This window comes from Peribacillus sp. NPDC046944, assembly GCF_050272735.1.
Lineage (GTDB): Bacteria > Bacillota > Bacilli > Bacillales > DSM-1321 > Peribacillus.
This window is the reverse complement of the sequence record NZ_JBNNML010000011.1, coordinates 83,545-99,755: the sequence shown is the minus strand read 5'-3', so window position 1 is coordinate 99,755 and position 16,211 is coordinate 83,545. Positions and strand designations below refer to the sequence as shown.

The 16,211-nt window shown below is 42.0% G+C and carries 17 protein-coding genes; 3 read left to right on the top strand and 14 right to left on the bottom strand.

The genetic code is table 11. The features are described from left to right. From ACQKIC_RS17840 to ACQKIC_RS17795, 10 genes are all read right to left on the bottom strand, one after another. Positions 1-989, bottom strand: a 989-nt coding sequence (locus tag ACQKIC_RS17840) for a SpoVR family protein (RefSeq protein ID WP_427592068.1), incomplete at its 3' end; no start/stop codon positions are given. A 156-nt stretch (positions 990-1,145) separates the two neighbouring features. After that, positions 1,146-2,222: a YkvI family membrane protein gene (locus ACQKIC_RS17835; protein WP_427592067.1), complete on the bottom strand. Its 1,077-nt coding sequence runs from the start codon at positions 2,220-2,222 to the stop codon at positions 1,146-1,148. Positions 2,223-2,348: 126 nt separating this feature from the next. Beyond that, positions 2,349-3,458 (bottom strand): o-succinylbenzoate synthase, encoded by a 1,110-nt coding sequence (menC, locus tag ACQKIC_RS17830; protein ID WP_407406470.1) that lies wholly within the window; start codon positions 3,456-3,458, stop codon positions 2,349-2,351. A 15-nt stretch (positions 3,459-3,473) separates the two neighbouring features. After that, entirely contained in the window at positions 3,474-4,268 is a 795-nt protein-coding gene (locus ACQKIC_RS17825; RefSeq protein ID WP_403123383.1) for a GNAT family N-acetyltransferase, read from the bottom strand. Next, entirely contained in the window at positions 4,258-5,412 is a 1,155-nt protein-coding gene (locus tag ACQKIC_RS17820; RefSeq protein WP_427592066.1) for a M20 peptidase aminoacylase family protein, read from the bottom strand. The genes ACQKIC_RS17825 and ACQKIC_RS17820 overlap by 11 nt, the downstream gene beginning before the upstream one ends. Positions 5,413-5,425: 13 nt before the next feature. Beyond that, positions 5,426-6,268: a MurR/RpiR family transcriptional regulator gene (locus ACQKIC_RS17815; protein WP_427592065.1), complete on the bottom strand. Its 843-nt coding sequence runs from the start codon at positions 6,266-6,268 to the stop codon at positions 5,426-5,428. 198 nt (positions 6,269-6,466) lie between these two features. Further along, positions 6,467-7,348 carry a radical SAM/SPASM domain-containing protein gene (locus ACQKIC_RS17810; protein ID WP_402867542.1) on the bottom strand — a complete coding sequence of 294 codons (882 nt, stop codon included), beginning with the start codon at positions 7,346-7,348 and terminating at the stop codon, positions 6,467-6,469. Between the two features lie 163 nt (positions 7,349-7,511). Beyond that, on the bottom strand, positions 7,512-8,303 hold the full coding sequence (locus ACQKIC_RS17805; protein WP_427592064.1) for a phosphotransferase: 792 nt from the start codon (positions 8,301-8,303) through the stop codon (positions 7,512-7,514). 160 nt (positions 8,304-8,463) lie between these two features. Next, positions 8,464-8,784, bottom strand: coding sequence for a DUF3889 domain-containing protein (locus ACQKIC_RS17800; protein ID WP_427592063.1), 321 nt, complete (start codon positions 8,782-8,784; stop codon positions 8,464-8,466). A gap of 51 nt (positions 8,785-8,835) precedes the next feature. After that, positions 8,836-9,804, bottom strand: coding sequence for a M14 family zinc carboxypeptidase (locus tag ACQKIC_RS17795; RefSeq protein WP_427592062.1), 969 nt, complete (start codon positions 9,802-9,804; stop codon positions 8,836-8,838). 132 nt (positions 9,805-9,936) lie between these two features. Between ACQKIC_RS17795 and ACQKIC_RS17790 the strand changes: the two genes are divergently transcribed. Beyond that, entirely contained in the window at positions 9,937-10,185 is a 249-nt protein-coding gene (locus tag ACQKIC_RS17790) for a YhdB family protein (protein WP_402867538.1), read from the top strand. Between the two features lie 118 nt (positions 10,186-10,303). Here ACQKIC_RS17790 and ACQKIC_RS17785 read toward each other — a convergent pair whose 3' ends face one another. The 3 genes from ACQKIC_RS17785 to ACQKIC_RS17775 all read right to left on the bottom strand — a co-directional run bounded on the left by ACQKIC_RS17785 (position 10,304) and on the right by ACQKIC_RS17775 (position 14,437). Further along, positions 10,304-10,831, bottom strand: a complete 528-nt coding sequence (locus tag ACQKIC_RS17785; protein ID WP_402867537.1) for an NADPH-dependent FMN reductase — start codon at positions 10,829-10,831, stop codon at positions 10,304-10,306. 182 nt (positions 10,832-11,013) lie between these two features. Further along, positions 11,014-12,744 (bottom strand): phospho-sugar mutase, encoded by a 1,731-nt coding sequence (locus tag ACQKIC_RS17780; RefSeq protein WP_427592061.1) that lies wholly within the window; start codon positions 12,742-12,744, stop codon positions 11,014-11,016. A 145-nt stretch (positions 12,745-12,889) separates the two neighbouring features. Then, positions 12,890-14,437, bottom strand: a complete 1,548-nt coding sequence (locus ACQKIC_RS17775; protein WP_402867535.1) for a GNAT family N-acetyltransferase — start codon at positions 14,435-14,437, stop codon at positions 12,890-12,892. 199 nt (positions 14,438-14,636) lie between these two features. Here ACQKIC_RS17775 and ACQKIC_RS17770 point away from each other — a divergent pair, with 199 nt between their 5' ends. Together ACQKIC_RS17770 and ACQKIC_RS17765 are read left to right on the top strand one after the other, a co-directional pair. Next, positions 14,637-15,074, top strand: coding sequence for a disulfide oxidoreductase (locus tag ACQKIC_RS17770; RefSeq protein ID WP_427592060.1), 438 nt, complete (start codon positions 14,637-14,639; stop codon positions 15,072-15,074). Continuing rightward, the gene (locus ACQKIC_RS17765) at positions 15,074-15,544 is read left to right on the top strand and encodes a thioredoxin family protein (RefSeq protein ID WP_402990665.1); all 471 of its coding nucleotides are present in this window, start codon (positions 15,074-15,076) and stop codon (positions 15,542-15,544) included. Before ACQKIC_RS17770 ends, ACQKIC_RS17765 begins: the two co-directional genes overlap by 1 nt. Positions 15,545-15,601: 57 nt before the next feature. On the opposite strand, the gene ACQKIC_RS17760 is transcribed toward ACQKIC_RS17765, so the two are convergent. Further along, positions 15,602-16,024, bottom strand: a complete 423-nt coding sequence (locus ACQKIC_RS17760; RefSeq protein WP_427592059.1) for a DUF5365 family protein — start codon at positions 16,022-16,024, stop codon at positions 15,602-15,604. Positions 16,025-16,211 lie beyond the last annotated feature (187 nt).

Genomic DNA, 16,211 nt, shown 5'->3' with positions numbered 1-16,211 from the left:
ATGCCGAGCTTGAGCATTTCCTCTGTCGGGTTATCATAGCGTTCTTCGATATCTTCAAACACCTTCAGCCCTAGATAATAAGGATTGATGCTCGTGCGTGATGGCTGCACGACTCCCGCATTCAGTTTCGCAAATTCAATCGATTCGCCAGAGGTCAAATCCAGTTCACGCATGATCCTTTGATGCCAGTACGATGCCCAGCCTTCGTTCATGATTTTCGTTTCGAGTTGCGGCCAGAAATAGAGCATTTCCTCACGGATCATGGTCATGATATCTCTCTGCCAATCGGTTAAATCCCTGCTGTATTGTTCAATGAATAGCATGATATCTTTTTCAGGCCGTGGCGGGAACTTCTTACGCCTTTTAGCGGTCGGATGCTTCTTCACATCTCTGTCTTCGAGATTCCATAAATCATCATACTCCGTCGCTGCCGGCTTGATTTCCTCCTCCTCTTCCTCATCCTCCATCGTCCAGGCAAGCTTCGGCCTCATCAGTGATGGGTCGATATGTTCCTCGATGGCAAGAAGGGCATCAAGGAATGTTTCCACTTCCCGCTTGCCATGCAACACTTCGTATTCCCGGATTCTTTCTGCCGTGGCCGACATGCTTTCTACCATATCCCTCTTGGTGTTCCGGAAACGGACATTATTCTTGAAGAAATCACAATGCGCCAAAACATGCGCCACAATCAATTTGTTTTGCACAAGTGAATTGGAATCCAACAAGAACGCATAACATGGATCAGAGTTAATGACCAATTCATAGATTTTGCTTAATCCGAAATCATATTGCAGCTTCATTTTATGAAATTGTTTCCCGAAGCTCCAATGTGAAAAACGGGTAGGCATTCCATACGCACCAAATGTATAAATGATTTCCGATGGACAAATTTCATAACGCATCGGGTAAAAATCCAATCCGAATCCAGTGGCTATTTCTGTGATTTCACTGATGGCATATTCCAGAGCCTTCTGCTCCGATCCATTCATCTTATATCCCCCTAGTCTTTTGTCTTTAGTCTAATGTATGAAAAAAGGGCGGAAAAATGCTTTGTTCCTTCTTAAAGGGCAATCGTACATAGAAAAAAGACATCCTCCAAAAGGGAAGATGTCAGGAATCAGTAGAACAGGCACTCTTTCTTACTATTACTTGGCTATTTCTGCATGTAATGCCCGTTTTTTCGTTTTTGAGCGAACCCACGAAATGATAAGAGCTGCAATGATGACAAAACCTAAATATCCTGTAAGAGGATATACCGTACCAACCAATTTAATGAAGCCAACAAAGCTGGCAAGGAAAGCTAACATCCCTACGACGATGACCGAGATTTTAAAATTCTTTGTTTCGGAAGGTACAAGTCTAGCAGTAAATGCGTACAGCATACCAACTGACGTATTATAAATCATGCCTAACAGCACTACGGACAGAATATTTCCCAACCAAGGCGAGATTTCATTTGCTAAATAAAGAGTGGGCATGCTTACTCCCTCAATCGATTTAAGGTCGGACATCATCCCCATATTGATTAGAAGTAATAAAATCCCTAAACCTATCCCGCCTAAAATGCCTCCCATTCCTGCTTCTTTCTTGCTTTTCATTGTGCCTCCCATTACGGCCAGCATCGCGATTCCAGCCGTCATATTATAAGAAACATATAGCAATGAACCCATTAGCCAATTTCCCGTTGCGGCCGTTTCTTTACTGGATGAGGCAATGATTTCACTGAAGCTAAGATTTGATGTAAAGAATGAATAACCCGCAATGACAATCATGATGATGAATAAGAATGGCGTTACGGCACTAATGATCGACATGATTTTATCGACTTTAAGCAAAAGCGTTCCAATGGTGAGGATCGTCATGATCGCGGCACCCACGATACTTGGGATGCCAAATTGTTCTTCGAAAATAGATCCGGAACCTGCAATCATGATCACCGTTACGCCAAATAAGAAAAAGGTAATGATCACATCGACAACCCTGCCTAGATGACGGCCACAAAGGTGATCGATTATGCTTTTATGAGAGCGTGTTTGAAGCGAGCTCCCTAACTCCGTAACTTGCATTCCAAGGAAAGCGAATAATACAGTCGCTACGACAATTCCCAATACACTATAGATTCCAAAGCTCGTGAAAAATTGCAATACTTCTTGTCCTGAAGCAAAACCTGCCCCTATGATGATTCCAATATATGCGCCTGCTAGATTGATACTGTTCTTCATGGAAATCCACTCCAATTTAAAGATAATTCTGACAATTTGGTGCGTAGATAGCTTTTGCCTACCTCGCGTTTAAAGCTCCGCCAATCTTCAGTAAGAAAATACCAAAGCTTGGCGGACTCAACCTGCTCAATTTTTGTATCGTTTACTATAGGAGGTAAATTCATCGACAATGGTCGTATCTACTTCGTATCCAATACCTGCCGTCTTTGGCACGGTGATGACCCCATCTTCCACCGTCACTTCCGGTTTAATGATGTCTTTATGCCAATAATTCGCAGAAGCGGCCGTATCGCCAGGCATTGTAAAATTATCAAGTGTGGTCAATGCGATATTATGTGCACGACCGACCCCAGATTCCAACATGCCACCGCACCATACTGGCACGTTTCGCTCTTTACATAAATCATGAATTTTCTTAGCTTCCGTTAAGCCACCCACTCTACCAATCTTGATATTGATGATTTTACAGCTTCCCAAATCCAGCGCCTTTCTGGCATCTTCGACGGAATGTATGCTTTCATCCAAGCAAATCGGTGTTGTGATGCTCGCTTGCAATGTCGCATGATCGACAATATCATCCGATGACAAAGGCTGCTCGATCATCATTAAATCGAATTGATCCAGCTGTTTCAATAATTCGATATCCTTCAAACGGTAAGCCGAGTTTGCATCCGCCATGATCGGTACATCCGGATAATGATTACGTACTTCCCTGATAACATCGACGTCCCAGCCCGGCTGAATCTTTATCTTGATTCGTTTATAACCATCTTTCAGTCCATTCTCGATTTTTTTCAATAAATCTGGAACGGTTTTTTGGATACCGATACTGATGCCGACATCGATTTTATCCAGCTCTCCACCTAGTGCCGTGCTCAGTGGAATGTTCTTTTCTTTCGCGTACAGATCCCAAATAGCACCTTCGATTGCCGATTTCGCCATATTATTTTTCCGAATATGAGCGAACAGTTCCGCTACTTCACCTGGGTGCTCTATTTCTTTATCAAGCACGAGCGGAATCAGGAAATCCTCCAGCATCGTCCAGTTCGTTTTGATGGTTTCTTCGTTATACCATGGCGCGGCAAAAGCTACAGATTCAGCCCATCCTGATAATCCCGCTTCATTTTTCACCTCTACTAAAATAAACTCTTTATCCACAAATGTACCAAAGCTAGTTGTGAATGGAGCAATCAAATCCATATTCAGATGACGTAAACGCACTTCTTTTATTTTCATGTTTAATTCCCCCACTTATTTCTGTTTTTGTAAGATGTAATGTTGTATGTTGTCCTCTTTGATCCGTTCAATTCCCACTACAGCATATCCCTGGGCAAAGAGGTTTTTGAATATCTCTCTTGTTTTCGAACGCCAATCAATCGCCAACGAAAGATTTTCCTTCTTCATTTTTTGTATCTCCGTTGGTATCGGAATGGCAATGATGTCTGCATATGTATCCAGCCTATATTCCGTGATGACTGGAAAACCTTGTTCATCCTTTTCTACCGTCACTAGTTGTGCCGCTTCACTAGGGAGATTCGCATCTGCCTGCAAATCTTGATTGATCGTCCATTCCACCATGAAGCGATCTGTCGACAGCCCTTCATTAAGTGAGCCTTCAAGCTTTCCGTAGCAATCTTCCATATAGGTACGGCAAACTGCTTTAAGTTTTCCGATATTTAAATTCGCATTCACGCTTTCCAATGGATCGTATGTCCAGCAAATTAAGTCGTAGCCCTTTTTCAGTGCTTCTTCTTTTTGTGCCAATTTAAGCAATCTTCCGTATCCCTTCTTTTGATGTTCCGGGTGGATCGCCAACAAGTGTGAGCAAAGAAAGACCTTGCCATCCTTAAATCCAGGGAAGCTGTATTGAAAGCCCACTAACTGCTCATCGAGGTAACCGCCTATGACAAGCCCCCCGTTTTTAACTGCCGTCAGCGTCTGGTGGGTTGGTATGGAATCCATCCCCCATACAAGCGTCTCCAATTGTTGCACCTCTTGTAACTCTTCTAATGTCGATAATGATTTGATGTGTAATTCATGAGTCATGGCGATCCCCTTCTCCATATTTATCGAAAGTAAGAAGGATGGCTTTCGTTACAATTTCGATCCCCGAAAGCAGCGCTTCTTTATTAAAGGTCATAAGTGGATGATGCAGGCCTGGCGTTAAGCCACAACCCAATCCAAGCATCGTCGCTTTAATGGTCGGTTTCTTCAACGTATAAAAATGAAAATCCTCTCCACCAGTCGTAATGACGGGAGGCACCAAATTTTCTTTACCGAGTGTATCTGTTATGGCTTCTGCCATGATGGCTTGGGCTTGTTCGTCAACATGTGCAGCGGCTACATATGCACTTGGTTCAAGGATAATTTCAACGCCATTGGCAATGGCCAGAGCTTGTGCGATTTTCTTCACCTTCATGGTCAATTCCTTCATGACATCATTATCCTGGGCGCGCAAGTCCAGCGAAAAAGTAGCCTTCCCTGGAATGATATTCGAACTTTCCCCGCCTGCAGAAAACTGCGTCATTTTCACGGAATAAGGGATGGAAGGATTAAGATGGATGCTGTTCAACAATGTGATGAAAGAGGCCCCGATCTCGATTGCATTTTGACCTTGATGGGGCCTTGCACCATGTGCATCCGTTCCTAGGATTTCGCCCTTTATGAACTGTGCTGAACCATGAACAATGGCTGGTGCCGCCTGGCCATCGCTCACTTCCTCCGCAGGCCTTACATGCACGCCATACAGAAAATCTATATCATCGACGACTTTTTCCTCAATCATCTTCAAGGCACCCGTTCCTTTTTCTTCTGCAGGCTGAAAAAGGAATTTGAGTTTCCCTTTTGGTTGAAAGTTCATTTCCTTCAATACAAGGAAAACGCCAAGAGCCAGAGTCATATGCCCATCGTGGCCACATGAATGGTTGGCCTGGAATGTGTCATTCACTTCTTGCCATAATGCATCGATATCCGATCGTAGGCCCACCGTGAACCGGCCTTCCCCCATCTCACCAATCACACCGGTACAGTCGGCAAATCTTGTCACGGTACATTGGTTTTCCGTTAAAATGTCCGCAATGAAGTCTGTTGTCTTCACTTCATTCCAACTCGTTTCTGGATGAGCGTGCAGATGGTCAAATATCTCGATGATCCGTGGTCTTAACTTTACAAGCGATTGTGTTATATCCATTTCCAACTCCCCTTCAGAAGAAAAAATCATCCTGTTTAAATGTGTCGTATTTAGACTTTCTATCTTTGAATCCTTGTTCGTCTTTTATTGAGACACCCGCTACTAAACTATTCAATAAGGAAAATAAAACAGGTGCTGTATCGATGGTCGAAGTCTTCGGCGTTGATACCGGTAATAATACATCCGCGAAATCTGCAAGAGGGGCAAGTTCGGAGTCGGTAATCCCGATCACAAAGGCCCCTGCCTGTTTAGCCATCTCCGTAATTTTCACTGTTTCTTTCACATAACGGTGAAAGGATATCGCTATGAAAACGGAACGTTCCGTCATTTTATCCAATTGTAAAAAGATATCGTCTGTATCCGGCCGGTATAAATGAACATCCTCCTTCACAAGCCTTAGTGTGAACGTCAGCCAATGTGCGGCCGAAAAGGATAAACGATGTCCGGAAATTAAAATACTATCGGCTGACGTAATTTTGTCCACCGCTTTTGTGAAATCCTCATTTGATAGATTATGTATGGTCTTTTTGATGCTCTCGATATCTTGTTCCATCACTTGTGCCATGAAGTTTGGCTCGTTTGCGACTTCGAGTTTAGAAGTATGGTATTCATTCAAGCTACTGCTCTCAAAAATCAGCTGATTGCGAATCAGTTTTTGAAGTTCAGCAAAACCACTTAGCCCTAGCGAATAACAAAAGCGAATGATCGTGGTCTCACTCACGCCAATTTCTTTCCCTAACACTTGAGCTGAACTGACGGCAAATGTATGGGCATGAGTCAACAAGTATTTGGCCACTTTTTTTTGCCCAGTCGTTAATGCCGGGAATATCTCTTTTGCTTTTTGCTGAACATCCATAAAATCCTTCCCTTCAGTAACAAAAATGAATCGTATACTTTTTTTAAATAGATTTGAAGTTTTAACTTCACTGATAATAGAGAACATTCTAACACCAGCCTTTCCATAAATCAATAATATTCTGAATATTTTAATAAAATAATCAAAATGAATTCAAAAAAAACCACGAAGAGTATCTCCGTGGGTTACATCCATCTTTTATTTTTTGTGGCGCTTTGCGTAGCCACATCGTTTACAGAGTTCTTCAACGGCGCATCTTCTCGAGAAGCCATCATACATATTCTTCGCCCGTTCGCCATCCAGGATTTCTTCTAGGGATGAATCGAATATATTCCCAAGTGGTATCTTCCCTTCACTATCCAAGCAACAAGGGACCACCGTTCCATCCACCAAGATTCCGAGTTGATCTCTCAATGCATAGCAGAAAATATTTTCATCAATGATATCGCGGTCAAGTTCCGGCCACTCGAATTTTTCCGCCATATTGATGTAAACCCGATCCTTCAGTTTGATATTATTCTTTTCCTGAAGGGCTTCACTTAAACGAATGTCCAGTGAAAGCTTCTCTTCCAACATCGAAAGAATATCATCATTCAACCCATTACTCGCTTTAAGTTCATCTGAATCCATATTCCATAGTCGTATGGCACAGATCACTTCACTCGTTGCATTTGCCTCATTAATGAAATCCGTTATATTACTTACGTAACTTTCCAGGCTATTGCTCGTATCATTCGCTTCAAAACTATGAAGGGAAATATTCACCTGACGAAGCGCTTTTTTGGACAGAAGCTTATCCTTCACCTTTTGGATCAGTGTGCCGTTTGTCGTAATATTCACTTTCAAATCATTCTCGGCGCTAATATCCAGGAACGTGCCCAAATCTTTATTCAAAAATGGTTCACCCATTAGATGGAAATATATATGGTCCGTATGTGGTTTTATCTTTTCAATCACGTGCGTAAAACCTTCTGGATTCATAAATTTCAATGTCCTTTGCAAGCTAGAACTCGGACAAAAATTACACTTCAGATTACATATGTTCGTTATTTCGACATATACTTTTTTAAACTTTCTCATTATAATTCCCCTAAAATCTTGCTGTATTTAATCTGTTATTAACTATACTTGTTCCTTCCTTATAAATGCAATGGAAAAATGGATTTCCGAACAAAATGAAGGGAACTTCCACATTTAGAAGTTCCCTTCTTTCTTCCATTATGTCCCTTTAGAGGACCAGGATTTACGTCCATTCCTTCCTATGCTCAGAAATGAATGTCATTTCGTTTCGGTAATGTTCAAGATGACCTTGCTCCACCATCTTTTGAAAGGCAAGATCACCTTCACTCGCTCTTCTTGTGATTGTCTTACATAATCCTTCTAAACGTAACAGGATCATCTCGATATAATTCTCCGCAATTCCTTCACCGTAAGCATCAAAAAATGATCTTACCCTGTTTTTTATGCGGGAAGCATCGTGAACTGAATGATAATGGACCGTCTCACCCGTCTCAGTAAGATACAATCTGCTTAATGGAATACAAGTGTATAGCGTATACGCGATGTCCCAAAGTCGTGGACCAGGTCCAGCCACATCAAAATCAATAATGCCAATCGGTCGGTCATTTTGAAAAATGATGTTGTACATGGCAAAGTCATTATGGCATAACACCTCTGCTTGCTGTGGGGTATTATCGATTGCTTGCCAATGATCATCCAATGCAAAGTCGCTTACAGCATCATGATAAAGACGGAGCATCTTAGCGATTTCCCGTAAGACATCTTCTGACCACATGTATGTTTGTAGAGGATAATTCCCCGCTTCTCCTTCAATGAAAGATAGAATTTCTCTGCCCTTATCATCGATACCAAGGAATTTAGGGGCATATTCGTAACCTTTTCCCTCCAGGTGCTTTAATAACGCATGAATCCTTTGGCTATTTGGCTTCATTTCCCGTCTGACGGTATCACCTGAACGATATACTTTCGAAACGTTCCCACCTGTTAACTCTTCCTCATTGGAAAGATTGGGCATAGATACACCTCCACTGATCATGCAACTATTCACAGGAAAACTATGTTAATTCTAGTGTATCATAGGTCAGAACCAAAACAATCTAGATATGGATGCAGATGCAACTACGGACATAGAAAAAGCACCTTCGATAAAAAGAAGGGTGCTGATTCCTTTGCATTCATTTTCTTTTCTGTTCCATGACCTTCAAGCTCAAAAGCTTTTTATTCTCCAGATCATGCTGGACGGTAACGATGACGTTGAATTCCTTGCCATTTTCCACCACTACGAATACAAAGTCGTCTTCCACTTGTTTATTGCCTAACTTTTTACGGCCTTTATATTGATAGTCGGTCACATCGTCTCCAGGATAATCGGCCTGAACGACAGTGATGGCAATCTTCCCGTATTTCTCATAATCCGGGGTTGCAGCAATTGGTGCACTTGGAGCCATTTGCGTTAGTATCATGAGCCCCATGACCAGCATCAGAAGTTTTTTCATCCCTTTACCTCCCACCATTTCTCACTTATTAGTCTTATTATGTATAACATCTCAATAGTTATTCAATCGATTCGCTTCTTGGACAAGCATCATCCCCACTTGACGGTTCCGGTCCCATTCTTCGGGAAATACGGACAAGGGTGGATTCGTTTCCTCCACTAAATAACTAAGTTCAATGGTCAGCGCCGGCCGCTCGAATTCGGTAATGAACCAATCCGTAAATCCACTGCCTATTGCTTCCTTTTCCGGGATGGTCAGTTCATAACCGGTTAGCTCTGCCGTTTTCTTCGCTATGCCGTAATCCCTTGCCATGTTCTTAGGTTTATTGTGATAGTGCCAAAATATTTCCCGTCCAAACGTATGGTAGGAAACAGCAATAAGGGGGTCGAGCTTCTTCGTGAAGGACACAAGTGCTTTTGCCTCCGATGCCATCAGTGGACGTTTTCCTTTATAAAACTGATACGTGGGTTGTTTCGCTTCATTGATTATGTCATCCCAACCACTTGGATATTGCCTGTTTAAATCGATGCCATTCGCATTGGCTTTCCACCGGGACCACTCTGTGCTATAGTCGTTCATTTTCCAGACCGCCACTCGCTCCCATACATTTAAGTGAGAGAAATCACCCTGCTGGATCCTGACCCCGTCAGGATTTAACATCGGGATGAACCAGATGCTGACCTCATCCAATAAGTCCGAGGGGATATCACCGATTGGCTCACCTGTTTGATAGGCGGAGGCATAATTTTGTAGCATCTTCATCAGAATCATCGTACTAAGCCATTCCCGTCCATGATGGGCACCGACCATTAAAATCGACTTCTGCCCCCTACCAAGTTTAACGACCTTTATCGGTTTTCCTTTTTCAGTTTCACCGATTGTTACCGTTTTTAGTTGATACTTTTTTTCCATTTCCAGAAGATCTTTTTCCATTGTTTCAGGTGAATATAGCTGTTCAGAGAATGCGTATGAAGGATAAAGCAGAAAACAGATCCACCAAAGCAAAATGATTTTTTTCATGAACTCACCTTTGATTATTATTCAGGTAAAAAACAACAAACGCGGTTTTTCTATATCACCACTTATTGTAAGGAGAGCTTCTGCCCATTCTGTACAAAATACAAATAGCTCCTTAGTAAGGAGGAGAATGATATGAGGATAGCGGATTATGATCAGGCGTTGTTTCACACACACCGATCGGATTGGGACAGCCTTTTAGTTTTGATGGTACGAACGAAAGATCACATTCTTTCGAAGAAAATTGAGCATTTTTTACACGCATATCGGTTTGAGCATGATTACCAAATCGTTCAATCTCAGCTGTATGCCCTATTTCGTTATCTCGATCATGCTGCTGAACAGACGAGTGAATATGAATATGTAACGGAAGTTCAACAATAGTTTGTACAAAATGGGAAATATTATGCAAGTTGCTTATCAGGGATTAAACTATGGCTGGTGAAACCCTAATGGAAACAAGGAAGGGGTCAGGTATTTTCATACCTGACCCCTTTTTCCATTATTTCTTTATTGTCGCATATGCACTTGCATACATTTTCAATTCATCCATCAAAGCGTCGACAAGCAATGCGGATTCTTCATTCAATCCGTCATTTTCGTAATCGAAGCAGTGCGGATCAAGTACTAGTTGTTTTGGAATCACGTTCGCATAAAGGCTACGGCCTACCGTTCTCACGGAATTCAACGCGTTGATTCCACCTTTACCTCCGCCTGAAACGGCAAGAAGCGCGACTGGTTTATGTGTAAATTGATCGCTGCTTAGGAAATCCAACGCATTTTTCAAAGCACCACTCATAGAACCGTGATATTCCGGCGTCGTTAAAATGACACCATCCGCTTCTTCGATGCTTGTGCGAAGATCTTGAATCACTTTCAATTGGTATTGCTCGCCTTCCCCGGTATATAAAGGGATTTCACTATTGCTTAAATCGATTAATTCTGCTCCGTATTGTTTAGATATGAAGCGTGAAGCAATCCCTGTACGTCCTTGTTTACGTGGTGAACCATTAATGATGACTAATTTCATGGATATTCCCCTCCTTGGTAAGTTTGAAATGATAGGTCTGAAATATATTTCATCAAAATATCCCATTATCCTCAATCAGTATACCAAAGTCCATGCGTAATTTCCTTGAATTTGAGACATTCCATTTCTATCCAATTTCGGAACAAAGAGCGAAGAACTTGCCTTCGCTCTCCCTTTATTTATTACACCAAAGCTTCTATTTCACTCATGAAATCGTTAATGACGGCGGAAAGCTTATCTTCCGATTCCTGCAGGGAACTTCCTTGGACCCCGAAATAGAATTTGATTTTCGGTTCGGTACCTGAAGGACGGAGGCATACCCACGTTCCATCATCGAGGAAATATTTTAAAACGTTGGATGTCGGAAGTTCAATCACTTCCTCAACAGTCGTTCTCAAATCGTACTTTTTACCGTTCTGATAATCTTCGGCGATGACTACGGGGATACCCCCGATTTGAGTAGGTGGGTTTTGCCTGAATCGATCCAATATTCCTTGGATCTGTTTTGCCCCTTCCATTCCTTTTAGGGTTAATGAACGTAGCCCTTCCAAATAGAATCCGTATTTTTCAAAGACATTCATCAAGCCTTGGTAAAGGGTCAAGCCCTGCTTTTTGTAATAAGCACATACTTCAACAGCAAGAACCGCTGCTTGGATGGCATCTTTATCACGTGCGAAATCCTTGATTAGATAGCCGTAACTTTCTTCATACCCGAACACGAAGCTATGTGCCCCGGTTTTCTGATACTCATTTATTTTCTCGGCAATGAACTTGAAGCCAGTCAGAACATCCACCGTCTCCAACCCGTAGGACTTTGCAATCGTCCTCCCGATTTCCGAAGTCACAATTGTTTTCAAGACCACTCCATTCTGAGGAATCGTCCCTTTTTCCTTTTGCTGACTCAATAAGTAATCCAAGAACAAGGCTCCCGTTTGATTACCAGTTAAAACGACATATTGATTCGCTTCGTTTTTCACGGCAATCCCTAACCGGTCGGCATCAGGGTCCGTTGCAATCAATAGATCGGCTTCCACCTGATTGCCAAGTTCGATGGCCATTTCAAATGCGGCTGGCTCCTCAGGATTAGGAGATTTCACCGTCGAAAAGTCCGGATCGGGCAATTCCTGTTCCTTGACGACATGGACATTGTGATACCCCAGGTCCTTAAGTGCGCGCCTAACCGATTTATTGGCTGTTCCATGAAGAGGGGTGAAGACAAGTGACACATCTATTTCTTCGGCTAATTGCGGATTCTCAGGAACCGTCAAAAGCTGTTGATTATAAGCGATATCCAACTCTTCCCCAATGATCTCGATAAGCCCCTTCTCTTTTAACGCTTCCACTTCTTTAATTTGTATATCAAGTTCACTTTCAATGGCATTCACGTACTGAATGACCTGGTCAGCGGCTTTTGGAGGCAACTGTGCACCATCCGGCCCGTAAACTTTGTATCCGTTATATTCAGGAGGGTTATGGCTTGCTGTAATCACGATTCCAGCAAAGGCATTCAGCTCCCGGACGGCAAACGATAATTCAGGCGTTGGTCGCAGCTCATCGAATAAGTAGGCTTTCACACCGAAAGTCGCCAATGTTTTAGCCGCTTCCAGTGCGAATTCCGGTGACTTGTGCCTCGAATCATAGGCGATGACCGTCCCTCTACTTTTTGCCTCTTCCCCGAATGATGAAATATATTGTGCCAGTCCCACCGTTGCCTTTCGAACCGTATACAGGTTCATCCGGTTCGTTCCAGCTCCAATTTCCCCACGCATGCCACCTGTCCCAAATTCCAAGTTCTTATAAAAGGCATCTTCGAGTTTTGCTTCATCCCGTTGCATTTCCTCGAGCAGGACACGTAATTCCCCATTTAAATTCTGGTAACCTGCCCAAGCGGTGTAGAAAGATTTCCATTCCATCTCCAACATCTCCTCTCAACGCCCATATTTTGAATTTTATGTATTAACCCTAATATAAAATTAACATATTTTTCCCCATAAATGAAGTAAAGGCTCGTGACGAAAAAGCAACTGTTGCTTTTTCGTCACGAGCACATGTAAATCCTTATTTATCTCCTTTTTGGTATTGCAATTTGTAAATGTCATGGCGACGATCTTTTAATTGTCTTACCGTACCGGATTGACGCTCCCGTCGTAAGATTTCCAGATCGACATCGCCGATAAGCACCATCTCAAGGTTAGGGCTCGTTTCCCCTACGATACCATCACGGGCAAACTCGAAGTCTGAAGGGGCAAAAATTCCAGACTGTGCATATTGGATATCCATGTTTTCCGTTTGTGGCAAGTTCCCGACAGTTCCGGAGATGACTGTGTAGACCTGATTCTCCACAGCACGTGCCTGGGCACAATAGCGAACCCTCAGATAACCTTGTCGATCTTCCGTACAGAAAGGTGTGAAAATGATCTTGGCACCCATATCTGTCGCTATACGAGCAAGTTCCGGGAATTCGATGTCATAACAGATTTGAATGGCGATCTTTCCGCAATCCGTATCAAAGACACGTACGCGGTCTCCCGCATTAATCCCCCACCATTTTCTTTCATTTGGTGTAATATGAATTTTATATTGTTTCTCAATGGTTCCGTCGCGACGGAACAAGTAGGCAATATTATAAATATTGTCATCTTCCTCTTTAACGAAATGAGAACCACCGATGATATTGACGTTATATCTTACTGCAAGCTTCGTGAACAATTCAATGTACTGTTCCGTGAATTCCGAAAGCTTCCTGACTGCCAGACTTGGAGACCGTTCATTTAAGAACGACATCAACTGGGTTGTGAACAGCTCTGGGAATACAGCGAAATCAGCATTGGCGTCGGACGCTACATCCGTAAAATACTCCACTTGGTTCGCGAAATCTTCAAATGATTCGATACGACGGAGCATGTATTGCACGACGCATATCCGAACAGGTTCGGACGTCTTGTAATAACGCTTCGATTTCGGTTGGTAATCCCAATTATTCCATTCCATGAGTGTCGCGTATTTATTGGAAGCCAGATCATCAGGCAAATAGTTGGGATTGATCCTCATAAGGGTGAACCCATTTAAAAGCTGGAACGATAAGACTGGATCATATATTTTATGCAGTTGCACTTCCTTGACATATTCTCTCGGTAGCAATTCATCCGCATACTTATGGTAGTTTGGAATTCTGCCGCCGATAATGATACTTTTCAGGTTCATTTGTGCAGCTAGTTCTTTTCTTGAATCATATAGTCGTTGTCCTATTTTCATCCTGCGGAATTTTGGATGAACCATGACTTCAATTCCATATAGATTATAACCGTCTGGATTGTGATTCGTGATGTAGCCATTATCCGTTACATCATCCCAAGTATGGCGATCATCATATTCGTCAAAATTGATAATGAGGCTTGAACAAGAACCAATCACTCTGCCATCGTACTCAGCTACGAATTGGCCCTCCGGAAAGATTTCCAAATGGCTCTCGAGCTGATCTCGTTTCCATGGATCCATCCCTGGAAAACAAGACGCTTGCATAGCAATGATTTCGTCTATGTCCCCTAGCTTCATATTTCGTATTTCCATGATTTTCTCAAATTTATGCAGGTCTAAATTAGGCATTTTTCTCAGGCTCCTTTATTCTCTTCATCGAAGATTATACCCCTAATTTTAAAAATATAACACTTGAAACTCCTAATTCCCTTGTTATGTACCTGGAAAAAACCCCGTCTGAAGCATATTTTAAGAACATATATTTTACAGACGCCATCGATACAGACTATACTTTTATTAAAGAAAAAGAAGGTGGAGTAGGGAAGCGATGAACAAGACAAAAGACAGTAAAGAAAACTGGCTATTTATTGCATGGGCTGCTTCCATCATTGCCATGTTTGGAAGCTTATATTTTTCTGAAATTAAGCAATACGAACCTTGTACCCTTTGCTGGTATCAACGGATCATCATGTATCCTTTTACAGTCATTTTAGGTATAGCCATCATTCGTAAGGACCATTGGATTAGCTTTTATACGATGATATTGTCCGGTATCGGTGCACTCATTTCAACCTATCACTATTTAATTCAAAAGGTTTCATTCTTTTCCGACCATTCCCTTACGTGCGGAAGGGTCCCATGTACAGGTCAATATATTAACTGGTTTGGATTTATTACGATCCCTGCCTTAGCTCTCGTTGCATTCATCATTATATTCCTATGCAGCTACATCGTATGGACAAGATCCAAGGAGGCTTCAGCTTAATGAAAAAGATTGCGATATTTTTAGTCTTAATCGTCGCCCTATTTATCGTATTGGGCGTTGTGACAAATATGAAAAAAGAAGAAAAGGCAAAGGGCAATCCTTACGGAAAAGATAGTCTTAAATCCGCCACCGTCGATCAATTGGATGATCCCAATTATCAAAATCTGATTCTCCCCGCCGAGTTAGAGAATGACCTGCAGGAAAAAGAAGCAGTGACGGTTTACTATTATAGCCCTACATGCGTGCATTGCCAAAAAACCACCCCAGTCGTCGCACCCCTGGCCGAAGAGATGGGCATTGACCTTGTTCAATACAATTTATTGGAATTCGAGCAAGGATGGAGCGATTATGGGATAAAGAGCACGCCGACGATTGTCCATTATGTTGATGGAAAAGAAAAAGCCCGGTTAGTTGGCTACCATGAAAAGTCAGACTTTAAAGAATGGTTCGAGGAAAACGACATCAATTAATAAAAAGAACCGGCTATAACGGGAACAGTCCGTTATAGCCGGTTCTTTTTATTTGCCTTATACTAAGTATGAATTCGCCACTTGAACATTGTACATGGGCAAACCTTCCATTCCCACATGTTCGCTCATTCGGTTAAAATGATTAGAATCGAAGGGGAAGAATATCCCGCATTCATTCAAAAGTGTAATGTTGCGCTTGAACAATTCATCTGATTTACGTTCAGTTGCCTTTGAATCCACCTTCTCCTCCTTGTCCATAATGGTTAGGAGGACTTGAAGGCATGTCATCACCTGATACGCTTCCCTCAGTGTACCATTGTAGGTGAAACGGCCCTTATTAGGCTGTAAAACGCCTATTTCTTTAAAATGAAGGATTTCATCTTTTGTGAAGTAACTCGGAAATACAGATTCGTAGAAACGTTCAACAAGATCAGCAATTTCTTGCTCTTGTTCTTCCGTTGATGGAGAGACAACCTTCACAACAAAACCACCTTTTTCAAATACTTTGGTCCTATCTTTGTTTGCTTAATCTTAGAGGATCATCCTTTTTTTTATAGAATAACATAAAAACTGTAAAAATAATGTGGTAATTTAACCCACTGACTCATTTTCAATAGGTCTAATGATTCTTTTTTCACAGTTCATTGTAATTATTATATATTTTTTT

Bases quoted from the DNA above. Each gene is read 5' to 3' on its own strand.
- ACQKIC_RS17770 (WP_427592060.1), top strand. From the start codon at position 14,637: ATGAACAAGACAAAAGACAGTAAAGAAAACTGGCTATTTATTGCATGG.
- ACQKIC_RS17780 (WP_427592061.1), bottom strand. From the start codon at position 12,744: ATGGAATGGAAATCTTTCTACACCGCTTGGGCAGGTTACCAGAATTTA.
- menC (WP_407406470.1), bottom strand. From the start codon at position 3,458: ATGAAAATAAAAGAAGTGCGTTTACGTCATCTGAATATGGATTTGATT.
- ACQKIC_RS17775 (WP_402867535.1), bottom strand. From the start codon at position 14,437: ATGCCTAATTTAGACCTGCATAAATTTGAGAAAATCATGGAAATACGA.
- ACQKIC_RS17815 (WP_427592065.1), bottom strand. From the start codon at position 6,268: ATGGATGTTCAGCAAAAAGCAAAAGAGATATTCCCGGCATTAACGACT.
- ACQKIC_RS17835 (WP_427592067.1), bottom strand. From the start codon at position 2,222: ATGAAGAACAGTATCAATCTAGCAGGCGCATATATTGGAATCATCATA.
- ACQKIC_RS17800 (WP_427592063.1), bottom strand. From the start codon at position 8,784: ATGAAAAAACTTCTGATGCTGGTCATGGGGCTCATGATACTAACGCAA.
- ACQKIC_RS17810 (WP_402867542.1), bottom strand. From the start codon at position 7,348: ATGAGAAAGTTTAAAAAAGTATATGTCGAAATAACGAACATATGTAAT.
- ACQKIC_RS17795 (WP_427592062.1), bottom strand. From the start codon at position 9,804: ATGAAAAAAATCATTTTGCTTTGGTGGATCTGTTTTCTGCTTTATCCT.
- ACQKIC_RS17820 (WP_427592066.1), bottom strand. From the start codon at position 5,412: ATGGATATAACACAATCGCTTGTAAAGTTAAGACCACGGATCATCGAG.
- ACQKIC_RS17785 (WP_402867537.1), bottom strand. From the start codon at position 10,831: ATGAAATTAGTCATCATTAATGGTTCACCACGTAAACAAGGACGTACA.
- ACQKIC_RS17790 (WP_402867538.1), top strand. From the start codon at position 9,937: ATGAGGATAGCGGATTATGATCAGGCGTTGTTTCACACACACCGATCG.
- ACQKIC_RS17825 (WP_403123383.1), bottom strand. From the start codon at position 4,268: ATGACTCATGAATTACACATCAAATCATTATCGACATTAGAAGAGTTA.
- ACQKIC_RS17765 (WP_402990665.1), top strand. From the start codon at position 15,074: ATGAAAAAGATTGCGATATTTTTAGTCTTAATCGTCGCCCTATTTATC.
- ACQKIC_RS17805 (WP_427592064.1), bottom strand. From the start codon at position 8,303: ATGCCCAATCTTTCCAATGAGGAAGAGTTAACAGGTGGGAACGTTTCG.